This is a genomic window from Thioclava sp. FR2 (assembly GCF_051200875.1).
In the GTDB taxonomy this organism is placed as follows: domain Bacteria; phylum Pseudomonadota; class Alphaproteobacteria; order Rhodobacterales; family Rhodobacteraceae; genus Pseudotabrizicola.
On the sequence record NZ_CP195192.1, the window covers coordinates 60,584 to 76,725 of the forward strand.

Consider the following 16,142-nt stretch of genomic DNA (forward strand, 5'->3'; position numbering starts at 1 on the left):
CCTAGTCGATGGCCGCCCCCTCGGGCGGGATGAAATTGCCCTCGTCGTCGAGCCTGAACTCGACCGGGGCCAGCACCGTCTCGTCTGGCACCGAGAGCAGCGACAGGATCTCGCCGCCGTTTCGGGCGACAAAATCCTCGGCAGCGGCGCGATCGGCAAAGGGGATCAGCTCGGGCGCCCCCATGCCGCCCGCGACGGTGGCGCCAACTACGTAAACGGCAGTCTCGGCGGAGATCCAGTTGTCGGCGCCGGGCGCCTCCCAGCTGGGGGCGGCGCCCATGTCGCTGACATAGATCGCGGCGATGGCATGGCTTTGCTCGGGCATCCGCTGGTAGGCGATCGCGTCGCGCACCTGGCTGAAGAACAGCGGATCGGGCAGACCCGCCAGATGGACCTGCGCCTTGGGGCCGGGATGTTCCAGCAGGTCCATCTGGCAGTAATGGCCCACGGCCTCGGCGGTCATGGTGACGGGCAACGGCCGTTCGGCCACCTCTTCCTTACAGCCCGAAAGCACGAGAGCGACAAGCGCGAGAGCAATGAGGCGGGTCATGGCCGCACCCTCCGGAAGGCGAGCAGGGCAAGGGCAAAACCGCCCGCCGCCCAGACCAGCAGCAAGGACAGCGCCAAGGCCGGCGGAATGGTCTGCGCCGCGCCTGCGACGCCCGCCGCCGCGCCCGACGCCCCGGAGGCGGCGAGGTTGTAAAGCCGAAAGGCGTCGGCCGGGTTCGCAAGCAGAAGCCACGGAAAGACCCGCGTGGTGAAGGGTCCGCCGCCATCGGCGACCACGGCGGCCAGCAGTCCGAGATCGTAAAGAACGACGAAGACCAGCCACAGCCCGATGGCCGCGCCGGCGGCCGCGCCCGGGCGGCGCGACACCGCCGAGACGGCATAGCCCGCCCCGAGGAAAGCCGCGCCCAGCAATAGGGAGGACAGCAGCAGCCGCACAAGCGCGGGCAGACCCGCCGCCGCCCCGGGATCGAAAGCGAAGGCCGCCACGGCGGCCATGCCGTAGCCGGCCAGAAGGGCGATGCCCAGAACCGCCAGATGCGCGAGGAATTTGCCTGCAAGGATCTCGCCCCGGCTGACGGGATAGGTCAGGATCAGCGGCAGCGTGCCCCGCTCGATCTCACCCGCCACCGCGTCGAAGGACATCAGCAGCGCGAGAAGCGGAACGAGGTACACGGCGAGAGAGGTGAGGCTCGCGACCGTGACCGACAGCTTGTCGGCGCCGATCTGTCCTGTCGGCGCGCTGCCCGCCGCCGACAGGACAAGCGCAAAGAGCGCCATCATCGTGACCGCGATCGCGACCCAGCGGTTGCGCATCGCGATACGGATCTCGGATCCGGCCCCGGCCATCACACGGGTCATTGATCTGACCTCCGGCTGAAATGGGTGTACAGGTCTTCGAGGCTCGGCGGGATCACCTCGACGTCCTCGATCATGCCGCCGAGACCGGCGATCTGGCCGAGGCGGGACAGCTTGTCGCCATGCGCGCAGGTCAGGTCGACCCGCACGCCGTTGACGCGGGTGCCATCCAGCCGCCGGGCCACGTCGCCCACCGTCTCGGGCCGGGCGGCCACCTGGATGTGGATCGGCAGTCCGGCCTCGCGTCGCAGATTCGCAAGCGTGTCGTTGGCCACCAGCCGCCCCTTCGACAGGATGGCGATGCGGTCGGTGCGCGCCTCGACCTCGGTCAGGGCATGCGAGGACAGCAGGATCGCCGTGCCGTCCCGCGCCAGCTCGGCGAGGATGGCGTAGAATTCGCGCCGCGAGACGGGGTCGAGGCCGCTGGTCGGTTCGTCCAGCACCATCAGCCGCGGCCGTCCGATCAGCGCCTGCGCCAGCCCGACGCGCTGCCGCATCCCCTTGGAATAGGTGCCGATCCGGCGGTCGGCGGCCTGCTCCAGCCCGACCCGTTCCAGCAGGGCGCCAGCCTTCGACGCGGGTTCGCCGCGCAACCGCAGGTACAGCGCGATCTGCTCGCGCCCGGTCAGGGCCGAGTGAAAGGCCGCGTTTTCCGGCAGATAGGCCGTGGCCTCGCGCGCGGCGCGGTCGCCGGGCGCGGCGCCCGCCACACGGATCTCGCCCGAGGTCGCCGGGATCAGGCCGAGGATGGTCTTCATTAGGGTCGACTTGCCCGCCCCGTTGTGACCCAGCAGCGCAACGCGCTCGCCTTCGGCCACCGCAAGGCTGACATCCCGCAGCGCCTCGACGGCGCCAAAAGTCCTAGTGACCCGAGAGCAGGTCAGCATCGCTCATCTCCTCAATGTCTCCGGCGCGGGCCAGCGCATCGGCCTCCAGCGCCGCGATGTCGGCTGGCACCGCGATCTCGGGCGCCGTCATCAGCGGCGCGCTGTCCAGCACGCCGCCCGGCAGGGTCGCTGGAAAGGCGGCCTGGCTCCAGCGCACCAGTTGCACGGCGGGCGAGCCCAGCAGCAGCTTGGCCGAAGGCTGCGACCACAGGATGTGGTCCATCAGGTCGTTCGGCCGGAAGGCACCGTCCGCGATCCCGTCGCCGTCCAGATCGAAAGCCGGGTGGTCCGACCAGAAATTTCCGCGGCCTTCCGCGCTCCATTCCATGTGCCGGGTTCCGACGTATTTCACCTGGTGGCGGTTGCCGACGAAGGCATTGCCGGTGATCTGGTTGCGCTCGGACCCGGCGGTGAAGTGAATGCCGATCTCGCATCCCTCGAAGCGGTTGCCCGCGATCCGGTTCTTGTGCGCGTTGTAGATGAAGGTGCACTTTTCATGCGTGCCGCCGCGCACCAGGTTGCCAGTGACCTGCGCGTTGTTGGCGTAGTTCAGCATGATGCCATGCGTGCGGTCGCCCAGCGACAGGTTGTCCCGCACCTCGATCCGGTTCGAGAACATCAGGGCAAACCCCAAGGTATTGCCCAGGGAGATGTTGCCGATGACCTGGGAATTGTTCGTGTACATGTAATGTACGGCAAAGCGCAGGTCGCGGAAGGTGTTGTTGCGAAAGGTGTTGTCTTTCGATGCGTTGGCAAAGATCCCGTCGCGGCCCCAGACCACCTCGTTGCCCTCGACCAGCGTGCCGGGTGCGTTCCAGACGTAGATGCCGTTGCCCCGGTCGTTCACCCGCCGATCGCGGCGGCCTTCGATCCGGTTTCCGCGCACGATACTGTCGCGCGCGCCGTGCACGGTAATGCCGTGCAGGTTGCCGGTCAGGCGGTTGTTTTCGACAAGCGCGTTCGTGGCCGTCCGTTCGAGCTTTACGCCTGAATCGATTTCTGCGCCGTCATTGCCCGAGCCACGGATCGTCAGGTTGCGGATCACCGCGCCGTCGCCGCTCACGGAAACGACGCTGCCCGTTCCGTTGCCTTCGAGGATGGCGCCGTCGTGGCCTTCAAGGGTCAGCGGAAGGTCGATGGACACCGGGCCATGGTGCAGGCCCGGCATCAGGATCAGCACGTCGCCGGGGTTGGCCCCGGCGACGGCGGCAGCAAGCGCACCCGGCGCGGGCGCTACCGTCCGCGTTTCCGCCGCCGCCTGGACCGCGAGGGCGGCCAGGCAGGCGACAAGGAGGAGCCGGATACGCTTCATGGTCAGGCGCCTTGCGGTTCGACGAACATCCGGCCGCGCATCTCCATGTGGAGCGCGTGGCAGAACCACTGGCAATAGTACCAGTAGACGCCCGGCTGCGCCGCCGTGAAGGTCACAGAGGCCGTCTGCTGCGGCCCGACCTCCATCGCGACGCCGTGGTTGCCCATGGTGAAGCCGTGCGTCAGGTCGTCGATGTCGTCCATGTTGGTGACATACACCGTCACTTCGTCGCCCTGCTTGACGGTAAACTTCTCAAGGCTGAACTGCGGCGCGACCGAGGACATATAGACCCGCACCTTGTTACCGTCGCGGATGATTTCGTCATGGCCCCAGTCTAGGTCGACGCCGTCCGCCGTGGCCTGCTGGCGCGCGTCTTCCCACATCGGGTCGTCGCGGTTCCAGGCATGCAGCGGACTGACCTTGGACCGGTGCACCAGGATCGAGTCGTGCGGTTCGGCGAAGGTCGGTCCGTCATGGATGAGCGTCAGGTTGTCGCCGTCGATGACGAAGAGCTGCTCGTTCTCGGGCTTGAGCGGGCCGACATTGATGAAACGGTCCTTCGAGAACTTGTTCATCGAGATGTAGTATTTCGGCGCGGCATCCAGTGTCTCGCCCTCGGCGGTCGAGTTGTGGCCCGGCTGGTAGTGCACGTCGGTCTTCGAGATGATCGGATCGACGCTTTCTCCGGCATAGGCCTGCACCGCCTTCTCGATGTTCCACTTCACCACCTGGCTGTCGAGGAACAGCGTCGTGAAGGCGTTGCCCTGGCCGTCGAAGCAGGTGTGAAGCGGACCGAGCCCCAGTTCCGGTTCCGCCACCACGGCCGAACGCGGCTCGGCGCCGTCGTAGAACACCGCGTCCAGCTTGCGCACGTCGATCACGCTGACCGTTGGCGACAGCTTGCCGCCGATGCACAGGTGCACCCGGTCCGGCGCCATGTTGCAGCCATGCGGGTTGTTCGGGATCGGGATGTAGCGGACATAGTTCTTTTCCGATCCCTTGCGCCCATCGATGACCTTGACGCCGTTCAGTTCGACAAAGTCGCCGGCCTCGATGCCCTTTTCGATCTCGGCGATGTTGTAGACCACGACATGGTCCATGTCCGCCGCCGTCATGTCGGCGAGGTTCATGCCCATCTCGGAGTTGTAGGAGGTCGAGAAGGCATACTTGCCATCGTAATCCGCGTCGGTGTTGTCGAGGTTGCCGGTCACCATCACCTGCCACGCGATGGTCATGTCGTCGGCGTTGATCGCGGTGTAGAAGTTCACGTATTTCGACGGATCGTCGAGCACCTGTCCGTCGTTGACCATGGGCGCCTCATCCTCACCGTTGGCAAAGACGTAGTTGGTGCGCGGCCATTTCTGCGGACGCAGGCCGTGGATGCCCTTGGCGTTGGGAATCTCGATGATCTTGTCGCATTTCATGACGTCGCAGCGGACCCGCGCGACGCGCGTGTTGGCCTTGTCGTTCATGAACAGGAACCGGCCGTCGTACTTGCCCTCGGTGAAAGACATGTGGACGTGGTGCAGGTCGCCATTACGCGGGAATTCCAAGCCGTTGGCAGCGAGGTAGTCCTTGGTCTTCTGGGTCAGGCCCTCGGTCAGGATCTTCTTGGACTCGTTGGTGATGCCCCAACCAGTGGCGGAGCAGATGTTGAACACCGGCACCCGCATCAGCTCGCGCATCGAGGGGATACCGAGGATGCGCATCTCGCCGGTCTGGCCAGACGACCAGAAGCCATAATACTCGTCCAGTTCGCCCGGCGCGACATGGCCGGCCTCGGTTGCTGCCCGGGCCGGCGTGGCCGATCCCAGCAAGGCCGCGCCCGTTGCGCCGCCCAGCATGGCACTGCCGGATACGCCCAGCGTGCCGAGTGCGGCCCCTCCCGCCGTCGCGCCCAGAAGGCCACGCCGGCTGATGCCGCTTTTCCCCATTTTGTCAGACATTTCGAGTCTCCTTTCTGTTGGGGTGATTGGTCAGAACCCTGTCGAGCGCCTCGGTGCTCGCCGAGGCTGTCGCGCGGCGTTTCTCGCGGCGCTGGACGACGGGGCATTTCGTTTTCGACCGGTAGAGCACCTGGCAGTTCAGACAGTTCAGGCACTCGTTCGGGTTGATCTCTCCGGTCGGGTGGATCGCTTGCACCATGCAGTCGTTGGCACAGGTCTGGCAGGGATTGCCGCATTCGCGGTAGCGCTTGAGCCAGTCGAACATCCGGATTCGGGCCGGAATTGCGAGGGCTGCGCCCAGCGGGCAGAGATAGCGGCAGTAGAACCGCTCGACGAAGAGCCCGATGAACAGCAAGACACCGGCATACAACACGAAGGGCCAGGCGCGGTCGAACTTCAGCACGATCGCGGTCTTGAACGGCTCGACCTCGGCCAGATGCTCGGCCTGTTCGATGGAGGCGAGGGAGACGCCGAACAGCCCCAGGAAGAGCATGTACTTCACCGCCCACAGGCGTTCATGAAGACCCCAGGGCAATTCCCATTGCGGCACCTTGAAGATTTTCGCGATGCGGTTCGAGAGCTCCTGGAGCGCGCCGAACGGGCAGAGCCAGCCGCAATAGGCGCCGCGCCCCCAGAAGATCAGCGCGGCAGCGACCGAGAACCACAGGATGAAGGTCAGCGGATCCAGCAGGAACGCTTCCCATGTAAAGTCGTTCGCCAGCGAATTGGCCAGCGCCATCAGGTTCACGACCGACAGTTGCGCGTTGGCATACCAGCCGAGGAAAACCAGCGTGACCGTCAGGAAACCCATGCGGAACCAGAGCGTGGCCCGGGCCGAGCGCGTGACGAGGTCCTGGAAGAAGAACACGACCGTCAGAACCGCGAGCATCACCGCCAGAACGGCGATCTCCACCGTCTTGTCACGCCAGATGCGCTGCCAGAGCGCCGTCTTGGCGGTGGCCTCGTCCGGCTCGGGCGCGATCGCTGCGGCGGGCGCGGGTTCGGGTGTGATCGGTTCCAGAAAGGCGGCGGGTGGCTGCCAGCCCATCTCGAAGGTGGTATAGACACGCTCGATGGCACCCACATCGCGCTGGACCAGAAGTTGCAGGCGGAATGGCTCGGTCGGATCGAAGCCGATGTCGGCGGGAATGCGGAACAGGTCCATCTCGGACAGGGTCGGCACTCCATCGGTGACGATGGCGCCCACCCGGCGGTGGTCGCGGTCGCGGAAGCGCACCGAGATATCGCCCTGGATCAGCTGGATGCGGTCGAAGATACCGCCACGGACATAGCCCGAGCCCTTGAAGGAATACTGCCCACGACCGGCGACCAGCAGAGCGTGCTCGCCCTCGGCCAGCCAGTCGCGCAGGTTCTGGCCCTCGGCCGGTTCGAGTAGCGCGTCGGTGATCCCGGGGATCGAGACAAGCGTGGCGTAGAGATCGATGAACGTGTCGTCTTCCGCCCCGGCAATGGGACGCGCCGCCGCGCGCGGGTCTTCAACCTGTTCAAAGGCGCGGTTCACCTGTCCGACATCCAGCGACAGGCGCCGGATCGTGCCGTCCCCGACCAGCGTCTGCCAGTCGCCTGCCGCGGTCGCCTCGGCATTGATCGCGTATTTCGGCCCCTCGGGCGCGGTTTCGGGGGCGAGCCCACCCAGACCCAGGGTGCGCGCCACCCGGATCGAGGACCGGACGACCGAGTCGTCGATGACCATGATCGTGACCGTCGCGCCGGAAATGATGTTGAGATCATGCGCGACACCGCCGGCCGCCGCTTCGGCCGCGATGTCCAGACCGGCGTATGAGGCGGTCAGCGCCTGCACCTTGGCCTCGGGAATGCCGATCAGGACGATGGGTTCGGAATGCTTGACCAGGCGGACCGCGCGCAGCACGGCATCCTGTCCGATGGCGACCATCACGTGGATGGGTTTGCCGGAATAGCCGGTCGTGCCGACAAAATCCGACGTGACGAATGCCCAGCCCACGGTTTCGCCGCCGCTCTGGACGGGGACGACCGGCAGATCGTCACGGATCGGGCCGAAGGCGTCTGCGCCTTCGATAAGCTCGGAAGGGGAAACTTCGCCGAGGAACTGGCCGAGAACCGGACTCTGCGCGGATGCGGGCGCGGCCATTGCGGCAAGCAGGAACAGGATGCGAAGGAGGCTTCGGAACAGGAACATCAGGCTTCTTTCTCGGTCGGGGGCCCGCGCGGGACCGGCAACCGCCCGCGTTCACGGGCGCGGTTTGTCGATTTCAAGGTGCATGGAACGGCGGCCGCAAAGGACATCGAAGGCTCGAGGGCAGCGGCTTCATGAATCAGGAAAACGCCACCGGAAGATGGACATACAGCACAGCCGCAATCGCAGACCGCTTCGCCAGGCGCCTCGATGGGATTGCCCTCTTGATCGACCGTAATCTTTTTCGCCCCGTCGCCGGAGCAGATGACGATCTCGAACCCATGAACGCTTTCACCCGCGTGGGCGCGGCCGGGTTGGGCGACTTGCGCAACCAGTCCCAGAACCGCGAGCACCACAACAACGCTGCAGAGAACCTTGCGCAGGTTCGCAAGGCATGCGTGCATCTTGTGTGGGCCAGTTCCGGACATTCCATTTTTCCGATATTAAGGAGATTTCAAATCACCCTTTTCTGAGGGCCTTGTCTCATCCCGCGCGGGAAGGCGCGTTGATCAGGATCAAACAAGATGACCCTTTTGGAAGGTAGTCATTCGAAATGGGCAACCCCGGGTCACCGACACTTGCCACATCAGGAGGTGTCGACCATGCGACTGACGAAATTTTCCGACTATGCCTTGCGCATCCTGATCCTTGCGGCGAGCAGGGACGGCAACAACGTGACCATCGAGGAAGCCGCGGCAATCTACGGAATTTCTGCGCCACATCTGAAAAAGGTGGTTCGGACCCTGACGCATGAAGGCTTGCTCGAGGCTCAGCGCGGACGATCGGGCGGCTTCCGTCTGGCGGCACCGCCAGAGGCGATCAACCTCGGTAGAGTCATCAGGGCAACCGAGCCGGACTTCGCGCTGGTCGAATGCTTCCGCGCAGACAACAAATGCCTGATTACGCGCTCATGCCACCTGCCCCGCATCCTTGACAGTGCCATCGAGGCGATGCTTGAGGTCTTTGACCGCTACAGCCTCTCCGATATCATCGTCGATGGCTCGAATTTTCCAATTCCATACTCCGATCCTCACCTGACCTAAAGGACGCCCGTTCACGAACACCGGGTCACAGACAGTGCCCGTCCGCTTCCAGACGAGCCAGTGTATCGGCTGCCGCATGGTGCTTACTGCTCTGCCATTCCAGATCACTGGCACGGCAGCGCCGACGAGGCGAACAGGGCTTACGGAATCCGCTTTTGCGCGAAGGACACCACCGAATCGACCTCACTGTATCGCAACTTTTTTAGGGTCTGGGCGAACGCGCCGTAATGCCCGCGACACAGCGCGAAGTCACGCGATCAGAAACTGAACATGCGCTGCATAAGACGCCCTGCAACTCATTGAGACTATAACGAAATCTCCACCGTCCATCACTGGACCAACCTCTTTGCTCTCTCTGATATACTGACTAGCTGAACGCTTGCGGATGTTGCCGCAGCCCTCACAGCCGCAGGACTTTGCGCAACGCCTCGCCCGATTACCTCCCCAGTGGTCAATGCGCCGATCCGCGACCTGCCCTTGACGCCGGCGGTATTGAAGAAACCGCGTATCATCCCAGTCGATCCAGCGACAAAGGCGGGCGCAGCCGCCAACATAAGATTCCCTGATAGCCCCCGCACGATCAGCGGCGTGGCTGCCACGAAACCCTTTGCTAGGAACACCATCACGAAGAACGGGATGAGCGAGCCGATATTCGTCGCGGAGCCAGGATCGCCGAGCTGGGCCAGGAGCGCGTTGGCCATGCCGACCACGGTCGAGAACATCGCGGCGATGACGACGGGGTAGAAGGCATAGCTGACGGTGGTCGAGACCCAACGGTGGAAGAAGTCTTTCGTCGCATCGAAGAGCGAGAGCGCGATCATGACCGGGGCGAGCCCAAGCATGAGGGTCAGCATCATCTTGGCGAAGATCAGGACGATGCCGGTCATGAAGCCGAGGAGGCTCAGGAGCACGAGGCCGATCCCACCGAGGATCGCGCCGGTCATCCAGTTCAGGTTGCTGCCTATGGCGTTCAGATAGTCGGCAAATCGTTCGATCAGATTGTCAAACTCGCCAGCGAAGTGCGTGGCGCCCGCCCCACTTCCGCCAACTGACGAAACGAGCGCGCCTGCGACGTAATCCAAGCCGCCAATCACCGCGTTGGCGACCGCATTGAACTGCACCCAGTTGAAGGCGAAGAGCCCGACCAGCATCAGCTTCATGAGGTACCAGAAGAAGCTCGCGCCATCCATGCTGCGGTACTGGAAGGCCATGTTGATGAAGAGGCCGATGGCCGACAGGGTGACCATCAGCAGGACGATCGCGCCGATATTGCCTGCGACCGCCCCGAACTGGGACTCCGCGGCATCGGCGAGGAAGGCGTCCGCCGTTCCGACCATCCAGCTGACGACGCCCATTACCAGTTGCCTTGGGCTTCACAGATGTCCTGAACGACTTGGCGGATGTCATTGCGTTCCCGGCGGATTTGAAGCTGGGCCTGCGTATGTTCAGCATTGGAGCTGGTGGCAAACCGCTCGGCGTATTCCACTGAAACCTCATCCCATCCCGGGAAGCGCGTTTCGCAAGAGCAATCCTCTGTCTCGGCAATCCGCTCCCAAGCCCTCAACTCGTAGAGATCCATCATCGTCAGCGCCTTGTAGGCTTCACGCGGATGCAACTCATCCATCCAGGCGGGCCGCGCGGGACGATCGTTGCAGATGCGGTACTGCTGCGGCGCCATGTCGACCGTGAGGTCGTTTGACACGTCGGGCGCGCCCTCGGCCAAAACCGGACCGGCGCCAAAAACGATAAGGATGGCAATGTTGGAAAGGCGCATGGGGTATCCTTTGATGGTCACTGACCCGGGTCTTCGGTCTGGCCGGGCAGGTAGAATTCGGTGATGCCGCGCGCGCCCTGGTGGCGGCCGGCCTGGATGATGACGTCGATCGAGCCTTCGATGTAGCGGATCATGTCGGCGTAGGTCAGGGGCAGATCGGTCTTCAGCGCGGCGATGGCAAGCCGTCTCACGGCGAGCTGCGGGGTTTCCGCGTGGAGCGTGGTGAGCGAGCCGCCATGGCCTGTGTTGATCGCCTCGAGGAAGGTCATCGCCTCCTTGCCCCGAACCTCACCCAGCACGATCCGGTCGGGGCGCATCCGCAAGGTCGAGGTCAGGAGCTGGTCGGCGCCGCGCGTGTCGCTTTCCCGATCCGAGATCAACGTCACCGCGTTCGGTTGTCTGGGGCGCAGTTCCGCCGCCTCCTCGATGGTGACGATCCGCTCCGCGTCCGGGACGAGGGAGAGGATCTTCCGGGCCGCGACGGTCTTGCCGGTCGAGGTCCCGCCCGAGACGATCATGTTGAGCTTGTTCTGCACGCAGAAGGCCAGCGCCGCGTCGATCTCGCCCGAAGCCACGACCTCGCGCAGGGCGAGGTTCCGCTCGCGCCGCAGCGCCTCGAGGCTGGTTTCCTGGTCGAAGAGATAGGCGAGCTTGATCTCCTCCAGTGGCAGGCGTGAGAAGAACCGCAGCGAGATCGAAAAACCGCCTTCGACGGCAGGCGGCTGGATCACCTGGGCGCGGATCGGGCGGTCCCGGTAGAGGATGCTGACCGAGATGATGGGTTTCTTCTGGCTGAGCGTCGTGCCCGCGGCCGAGGCGATCTGGTTGCCGAGATCCTTGATGGCGGTCTGGCTCAGGGGCGTGCCGAGCGCGGACATGAAATGGTCGCCATGGAACTCGCCCCAGGTGCTGCCGTCGGGATTGATGCAGATCTCGATGACGTCGGGACGGCCAATGGCTGGCGCCAGCGCGTCGAGCGAGGCTTCGAGGTAGCTCGTCGCCATGTCAGAAGATCTCGAGATCGCGATCGACCATGACGGTGATCCGCGTGCCCTGGTCGACATGGATGACCGGCTTGATCGCAAGGTACTCCTGCATGACGCTCCGGGTGCTGTCGCGCAGATCGGACCCGACATCGCTTGCCACATCCGCCGCCGCCTCGTCCTCGATCTGGCCCGCCGCGGCCGCCGGGAGCGCGCCGATCAGAGAGATGAGCGCGGCCGAGCCGAAGCGTTCGGCGAAGCGCGTGTCGACGAAGCCGGTCGTGCCGGACCGCCCGAGTTCGTCGCCGCCATAGGCGCTAATCTGGACCGACTGGTTGTCGGGCAGGATGATCCGGTCCCAGGCCACCATCACCCGGGACTGCGCCAGCGCCACGTCGGAGCGATAGCGTCCGATGAGCCGCGACCCGCGCGGGATCAGGATGCGCGAGCCGTCGAAGGCATGCACGTCCTCGGAGACGATGGCCCGGATCGCACCGGGCAGGCTGCTGTCGAGCGCGGTCTCGGTCACCGCCTGGATCATCGTGCCCTGCGGCACGGTGTGGGACGGGTTGGCGATCACCTCCGCGCGGGTCACCTCGGCGACCTGCGCACCGGCCCGGACGAAGGCCTCGTCGGCGTTCAGCCGGGCCTCGATGGCCCCGCCCTGCGGTCCGTTGCCGGCGCCGGAGAAGGCGATCATCGGTGAGGCGATGCGTTCGGCGCGGGCCTCGGCTTCCGCCGCGCGGCGGCGTTCGAGCTCGGCGAGGCGCAACTCTTCCTCTGTGGGCCCGAGCGCGGCCGGTGCGGGCTGTTGCAGCTGCGCCAGTTCCAGATCCATGCGCATCTGTTCCAGCGCCCGGTCGCGCTCGGTCAACTGCCGCTCGAAGGCGCGGCGGGACTCTTCGCCCGCCGCCTGCAGCGCCGCGATCTGCGCGGTCAGATCGGAGATGGCGGCATCGGCGGCGGAGGAAGATGGCTCCGCCTCCTTGGCCAGGAGCGCATCGAGTTCTTCCCGGACGGCCGCAAGGGCTTCGGCCAGGGCGCGCTCGGTCTCGCTCGGTCCGGCGTCCGCCGGTGCCGGCTCCGGGGTCCGGACCGGCAGGACAGCGGGCACCAGGTCGCCGAAGCCCGACCCCTGGTCCTGGAACTCGGCTGGCGCGGCGGTCGGCATCGGCGCTGACGCCTCGGGCTGGAACGCGGCATAGGCGAGACCGCCCAGGCCCGCGATCCCGAGCACGCCGAGCAGAGCCGTGACCGGGGACGGACGCCGGGCTGACGCCTTCTTCCCAGCGGCACCTTCGAGCGCGGCGAGGCGGGCCGCGAGATCGTCGGGCTCGTTGCTCATGTGCCAGCTCCCCTGCCGCCGAGGTCCTGGATGCAGACCACCTCGTCGCCGAGGCGCAGCACCCATTCAGGGTTCACCCCGGAGACGCGGATCACGCCATCCGCCTGCGCCTGGCTGTTGACCGCGCGCTCCGCGCCGCGCGTGTAGCGGAAGATCGCAGGAACGGGTGCGTTCCGCGCGAAGCGGAAATAGGTGAAGGTGCCATCGTCCCAGACCGAGAGTGGCGTGAACTCGCGCTGCTCGCTCGCGCCGTAATTGGCATTTGGCGCGGCGGCCGCCACCGCCTGCCGGGGCGCGCTGCGGCTTTCGGGGTAGCGGAACTGCACGACGTAGTGCGGGGTCTCGCGTGCCTCGACGACATGGAAATAGTAGGAGCGCCGGTTGGTGTAGACGGTGATGTTGGTGGCGACGCCCGAGGCCACGGGCTTGATCGCGAAGGCGCGGCCGCCCGGGACCGCGTCGAACTGGAAGCCGACCGTGTCGCCGGCGATGATCGAGCGGATGGTCTCGCCCTCGCCGAACTCGACCGTGGTCACGCGGGTGAGGCTGGTCACGACGCGGAACACCTGGCCATCGACCCAGGTCGCGATCCGGACCCGGCTGTCGTGGGTGCCGCGGCCGGGCGTGGTCTCAGCCCATGCGGGCATGCCCAGGGAGATTGCGGCGGCACACAGCAGGCTGGAAAGGGAATTGCGGGTCGTCATTAGGGGCGGTCCGATCTGATGGCATATTGCGTTACGGTGAAGCCGAAGGGGTTCTGCCAGACCTCGTCGAGGACGCGCGGGGTCTCGGGGTGGAACTCGAACATCAGCGTGGCGGTGAAGGCGCCGTCCTGCACGCCCTGCGGTCCGGTCAGGCGTTTGCGCAGGCGCACCTGCGCGCGGTTCTCGCCGATGAGGGTGATGCTGGCGATCTCCACCGCCATCTCGGCCCCTGCCCCGTAGCGCGTCGGTGGATAGCTCTCCTGCCCGCTGGTCCAGGTGGCGCGCATGCTGGCCTCGGCCGCGCCTTTCGATTGCGCGAGCACCCGGCGCACGCGGAGGTCATTGTCGAGCTGGTTGTAGGTCTCGCGGTCGGTGATGTAGCGGTAGATCTGCGCCTCGATCACGGCGGGGCGCTCGGCCAGCGTCACGGTCTGGACGGCTGCGTTCGGCAGGGCGAGGCCGGTCGCCGGATCGAAGGGCACGACGACCGGGGGCGGGGTTTCGATCAGGAGGGCGACGGCGGCGGCCGAGAGGCAGCCCAATACGCCGAAGACCGCGCCGCCGATGCCGATCTTGCGCCAGGTCTCCTCGCGCCGCAGCGCGCCATAGACCAGTTCCTCCTCGACGATGGTGTCGATGCCCGTTCCCATCGTCATGGCCGCAGTTCCGGCAGGGTGAAGTCCATGTAACGCCGCTCTTCCGCGATGGTCGCGGCATCGACCACGCCCGCATTGCCCGCGCCGACGGTCTGGATCGCCTCAAGCTCCCACATCCGGGTCATCGCGATGGCGAGCTCGGCGGTCACCCGGGTGTTGTGATCCATCGACTCCTTCAGATCGGCCATGTCGGGGATCATCTCGACCAATCGCTCGACGCGTTCCAGCGATTGCGCCGCCTCGGCATGGCTGTTCTGCGCCGCGGCCGAGAGCACAGCCCCGGTGGTAGCGCGAGTGGCCACCCCTTGCGCGCCGGGGCTGCCGCTGCGGGCGATCTCGGCAAGGCTGTCTTCGTCGAAGCCGGCGCTCGCCAGCGCGGTCGCCATCCGGGTGCGGAGCGGTCCGGCGGAGGAGCCGAGGAGCGCGCTCCAGTCGCCCTGCTGGATGCCGGTGATCAGGTCACCGATGTCGGAGAAATCCGCCTCGAGCAGCCCGTCCAGATCGCCGCCCATGAAGAGGCCCAGGATGCGATCCCGGGCGCCGGTGAGCGAGGCGTACATCTGGTTCAGCTGGTCGAACTGCTGCTGCACGAGATCGAGCTGTTCGAGGAGCGTGTCCAGCTGATCGGTCTGGATCCCGAAATCCTCCAGCATCTGCTGCAGCTGGCGGATTTCCTGGGCGATGTTCTGGGTGTCGACGGTCGGCACGCCCTGGGCGATTGCAGGCGCGGGCGCCAGGCTCATCGTCACGGCCACCGCCGCGGCTGTTCCGAACAGAATTCTCCGTGCGCGCGGGAAGGTCGTCCTCATCGCAATGTCTCCAAACTGAAATCCATGTATTGCCGCTCGGCGGCCTGCGCGGCGGCGAGCGCGATCTGCTCGGCGCTCATCGGCTCGGTTCGTGCGGCCTTGAGGCGGGTGCGGATGGCGACGAGGCGCGCCAGTTCCGCGCGGGCATAGGTGTTGAGCGCCAGCGCTTCGTGAAGGTCTTCCGTCTCGCCGATCCGCTCGATGATGTCCTGCACCCGAAGGGCCGCGGCCCGGACCGAGACCATCGAATAGTCGCCATAGACCCCGGAGCCATGTGCCGAGAGGCTGAAGCTCGCATTGGCGAGCAGGACCGGGTCGATGGTGCCGAGCGCGTCGATCCCGCCGACAGCAGAAAGGTAGCGGTTGTACTGTTCGGGGATGACCACGACGTAGTGTTGGGTTTCTGAGAACGGCGGCACGCCGCCGTGATCCTGCACGTTGCCGGGACCCGCGTTATAGGCGGCGAGCCCGTGGATGATGTTGCCGCCGAACATGTTCAGCATCTGCGCGAGGTAGCGCGCGCCGCCGGTCACCTGCAGGTAGGGATCGTCGTAATAGGCGGGGTAGATGCCGAGATCGGAGGCGGTGCCGGGCATGATCTGGGTGAGGCCGAAGGCGCCGACAGGAGAACGGGCGCCGATCTGGAACCGGCTCTCCTGCCAGATCAGCGCCTGGAGGAGACAGCGCCATTGCACGAGGGACAGTCCGGCGCGCGACACCCCAGGGAGAGAGAAGGTGTCGCGCGCCGCGCGGATGATCAGCTCCTCGATCCCCTCGCGTGCGTCGCCGAACATCCGCGGCGCGGCCGGATTACCATCCGCAGGCCCATAGACCACGGCGGCGGAGGTCTCGGAGCCCCTGCCCGCCTCCAGTCCCGCGATGGTAGCAGAGACATCGGTTCCGCCCAAGCTTGTCGCTTCGACGAGATCGTCCAGCGCCGCGAGCTGCTGGCGTTCGATTTCGGCCAGCTCCTCCTCCCGGGTCAGCCGGTCCCGCTGCAGCGCCAGATCCCGATCGCGCTGCGCGATGAGCGCCGCCGTGCGCGCGAAACCTTGGGCGTCGAAGGTCGGCACACCCTGCCCCGACGCGGGACACGCGAGCGCGGCGAAAGCGAGAAGCGGAGGAAGCCGGCGCAACATGGA

16 protein-coding genes are annotated in these 16,142 nt (G+C 65.9%); 1 reads left to right on the plus strand and 15 read right to left on the minus strand.

Annotation, left to right across the window (positions count from 1 at the left end):
• Window position 1: 1 nt before the first annotated feature.
• Genes ACSBLW_RS19585 through ACSBLW_RS19615 form a run of 7 tightly spaced genes read right to left on the minus strand, consistent with a single transcriptional unit; the run spans window position 2 to window position 8,114 of the window.
• Entirely contained in the window at window positions 2-550 is a 549-nt protein-coding gene (locus tag ACSBLW_RS19585) for a nitrous oxide reductase accessory protein NosL (protein ID WP_435260177.1), read from the minus strand.
• Window positions 547-1,368 carry an ABC transporter permease gene (locus tag ACSBLW_RS19590; RefSeq protein WP_435260178.1) on the minus strand — a complete coding sequence of 274 codons (822 nt, stop codon included), beginning with the start codon at window positions 1,366-1,368 and terminating at the stop codon, window positions 547-549. The genes ACSBLW_RS19585 and ACSBLW_RS19590 overlap by 4 nt, the downstream gene beginning before the upstream one ends.
• Window positions 1,365-2,252: an ABC transporter ATP-binding protein gene (locus tag ACSBLW_RS19595; protein WP_435260179.1), complete on the minus strand. Its 888-nt coding sequence runs from the start codon at window positions 2,250-2,252 to the stop codon at window positions 1,365-1,367. Before ACSBLW_RS19595 ends, ACSBLW_RS19590 begins: the two co-directional genes overlap by 4 nt.
• A complete protein-coding gene (locus ACSBLW_RS19600) occupies window positions 2,227-3,564 on the minus strand; it encodes a nitrous oxide reductase family maturation protein NosD (RefSeq protein ID WP_435260180.1) in 1,338 nt (445 codons plus the stop codon). The genes ACSBLW_RS19595 and ACSBLW_RS19600 overlap by 26 nt, the downstream gene beginning before the upstream one ends.
• 2 nt (window positions 3,565-3,566) lie before the next feature.
• A complete protein-coding gene (gene nosZ, locus ACSBLW_RS19605) occupies window positions 3,567-5,510 on the minus strand; it encodes a TAT-dependent nitrous-oxide reductase (RefSeq protein WP_435260181.1) in 1,944 nt (647 codons plus the stop codon).
• Complete coding sequence (locus ACSBLW_RS19610; protein WP_435260182.1) at window positions 5,503-7,689, minus strand: 4Fe-4S binding protein; 2,187 nt, start codon at window positions 7,687-7,689, stop codon at window positions 5,503-5,505. The genes nosZ and ACSBLW_RS19610 overlap by 8 nt, the downstream gene beginning before the upstream one ends.
• Window positions 7,689-8,114, minus strand: coding sequence for a DUF2946 family protein (locus tag ACSBLW_RS19615; RefSeq protein ID WP_435260183.1), 426 nt, complete (start codon window positions 8,112-8,114; stop codon window positions 7,689-7,691). Before ACSBLW_RS19615 ends, ACSBLW_RS19610 begins: the two co-directional genes overlap by 1 nt.
• A gap of 174 nt (window positions 8,115-8,288) precedes the next feature.
• On the opposite strand from ACSBLW_RS19615, the gene ACSBLW_RS19620 reads away from it, so the two are divergent.
• Window positions 8,289-8,729: an RrF2 family transcriptional regulator gene (locus ACSBLW_RS19620; RefSeq protein ID WP_435260184.1), complete on the plus strand. Its 441-nt coding sequence runs from the start codon at window positions 8,289-8,291 to the stop codon at window positions 8,727-8,729.
• A gap of 329 nt (window positions 8,730-9,058) precedes the next feature.
• On the opposite strand, the gene ACSBLW_RS19625 is transcribed toward ACSBLW_RS19620, so the two are convergent.
• The 8 genes from ACSBLW_RS19625 to ACSBLW_RS19660 are packed head-to-tail and all read right to left on the minus strand — an operon-like array spanning window position 9,059 to window position 16,139.
• Window positions 9,059-10,084 carry a type IV secretion system protein gene (locus tag ACSBLW_RS19625; protein WP_435260185.1) on the minus strand — a complete coding sequence of 342 codons (1,026 nt, stop codon included), beginning with the start codon at window positions 10,082-10,084 and terminating at the stop codon, window positions 9,059-9,061.
• Window positions 10,084-10,503, minus strand: coding sequence for a hypothetical protein (locus ACSBLW_RS19630; RefSeq protein ID WP_435260186.1), 420 nt, complete (start codon window positions 10,501-10,503; stop codon window positions 10,084-10,086). Before ACSBLW_RS19630 ends, ACSBLW_RS19625 begins: the two co-directional genes overlap by 1 nt.
• 17 nt (window positions 10,504-10,520) lie before the next feature.
• Window positions 10,521-11,507 (minus strand): ATPase, T2SS/T4P/T4SS family, encoded by a 987-nt coding sequence (locus ACSBLW_RS19635; protein ID WP_435260187.1) that lies wholly within the window; start codon window positions 11,505-11,507, stop codon window positions 10,521-10,523.
• A gap of 1 nt (window position 11,508) precedes the next feature.
• Entirely contained in the window at window positions 11,509-12,831 is a 1,323-nt protein-coding gene (locus tag ACSBLW_RS19640) for a TrbI/VirB10 family protein (protein WP_435260188.1), read from the minus strand.
• A complete protein-coding gene (locus ACSBLW_RS19645) occupies window positions 12,828-13,535 on the minus strand; it encodes a TrbG/VirB9 family P-type conjugative transfer protein (RefSeq protein WP_435260189.1) in 708 nt (235 codons plus the stop codon). Before ACSBLW_RS19645 ends, ACSBLW_RS19640 begins: the two co-directional genes overlap by 4 nt.
• The gene (locus ACSBLW_RS19650; RefSeq protein ID WP_435260241.1) at window positions 13,535-14,185 is read right to left on the minus strand and encodes a virB8 family protein; all 651 of its coding nucleotides are present in this window, start codon (window positions 14,183-14,185) and stop codon (window positions 13,535-13,537) included. The genes ACSBLW_RS19645 and ACSBLW_RS19650 overlap by 1 nt, the downstream gene beginning before the upstream one ends.
• A 2-nt stretch (window positions 14,186-14,187) precedes the next feature.
• Entirely contained in the window at window positions 14,188-15,000 is an 813-nt protein-coding gene (locus ACSBLW_RS19655) for a type IV secretion system protein (protein ID WP_435260190.1), read from the minus strand.
• The gene (locus ACSBLW_RS19660) at window positions 14,997-16,139 is read right to left on the minus strand and encodes a lytic transglycosylase domain-containing protein (RefSeq protein ID WP_435260191.1); all 1,143 of its coding nucleotides are present in this window, start codon (window positions 16,137-16,139) and stop codon (window positions 14,997-14,999) included. Before ACSBLW_RS19660 ends, ACSBLW_RS19655 begins: the two co-directional genes overlap by 4 nt.
• Window positions 16,140-16,142: the final 3 nt, after the last annotated feature.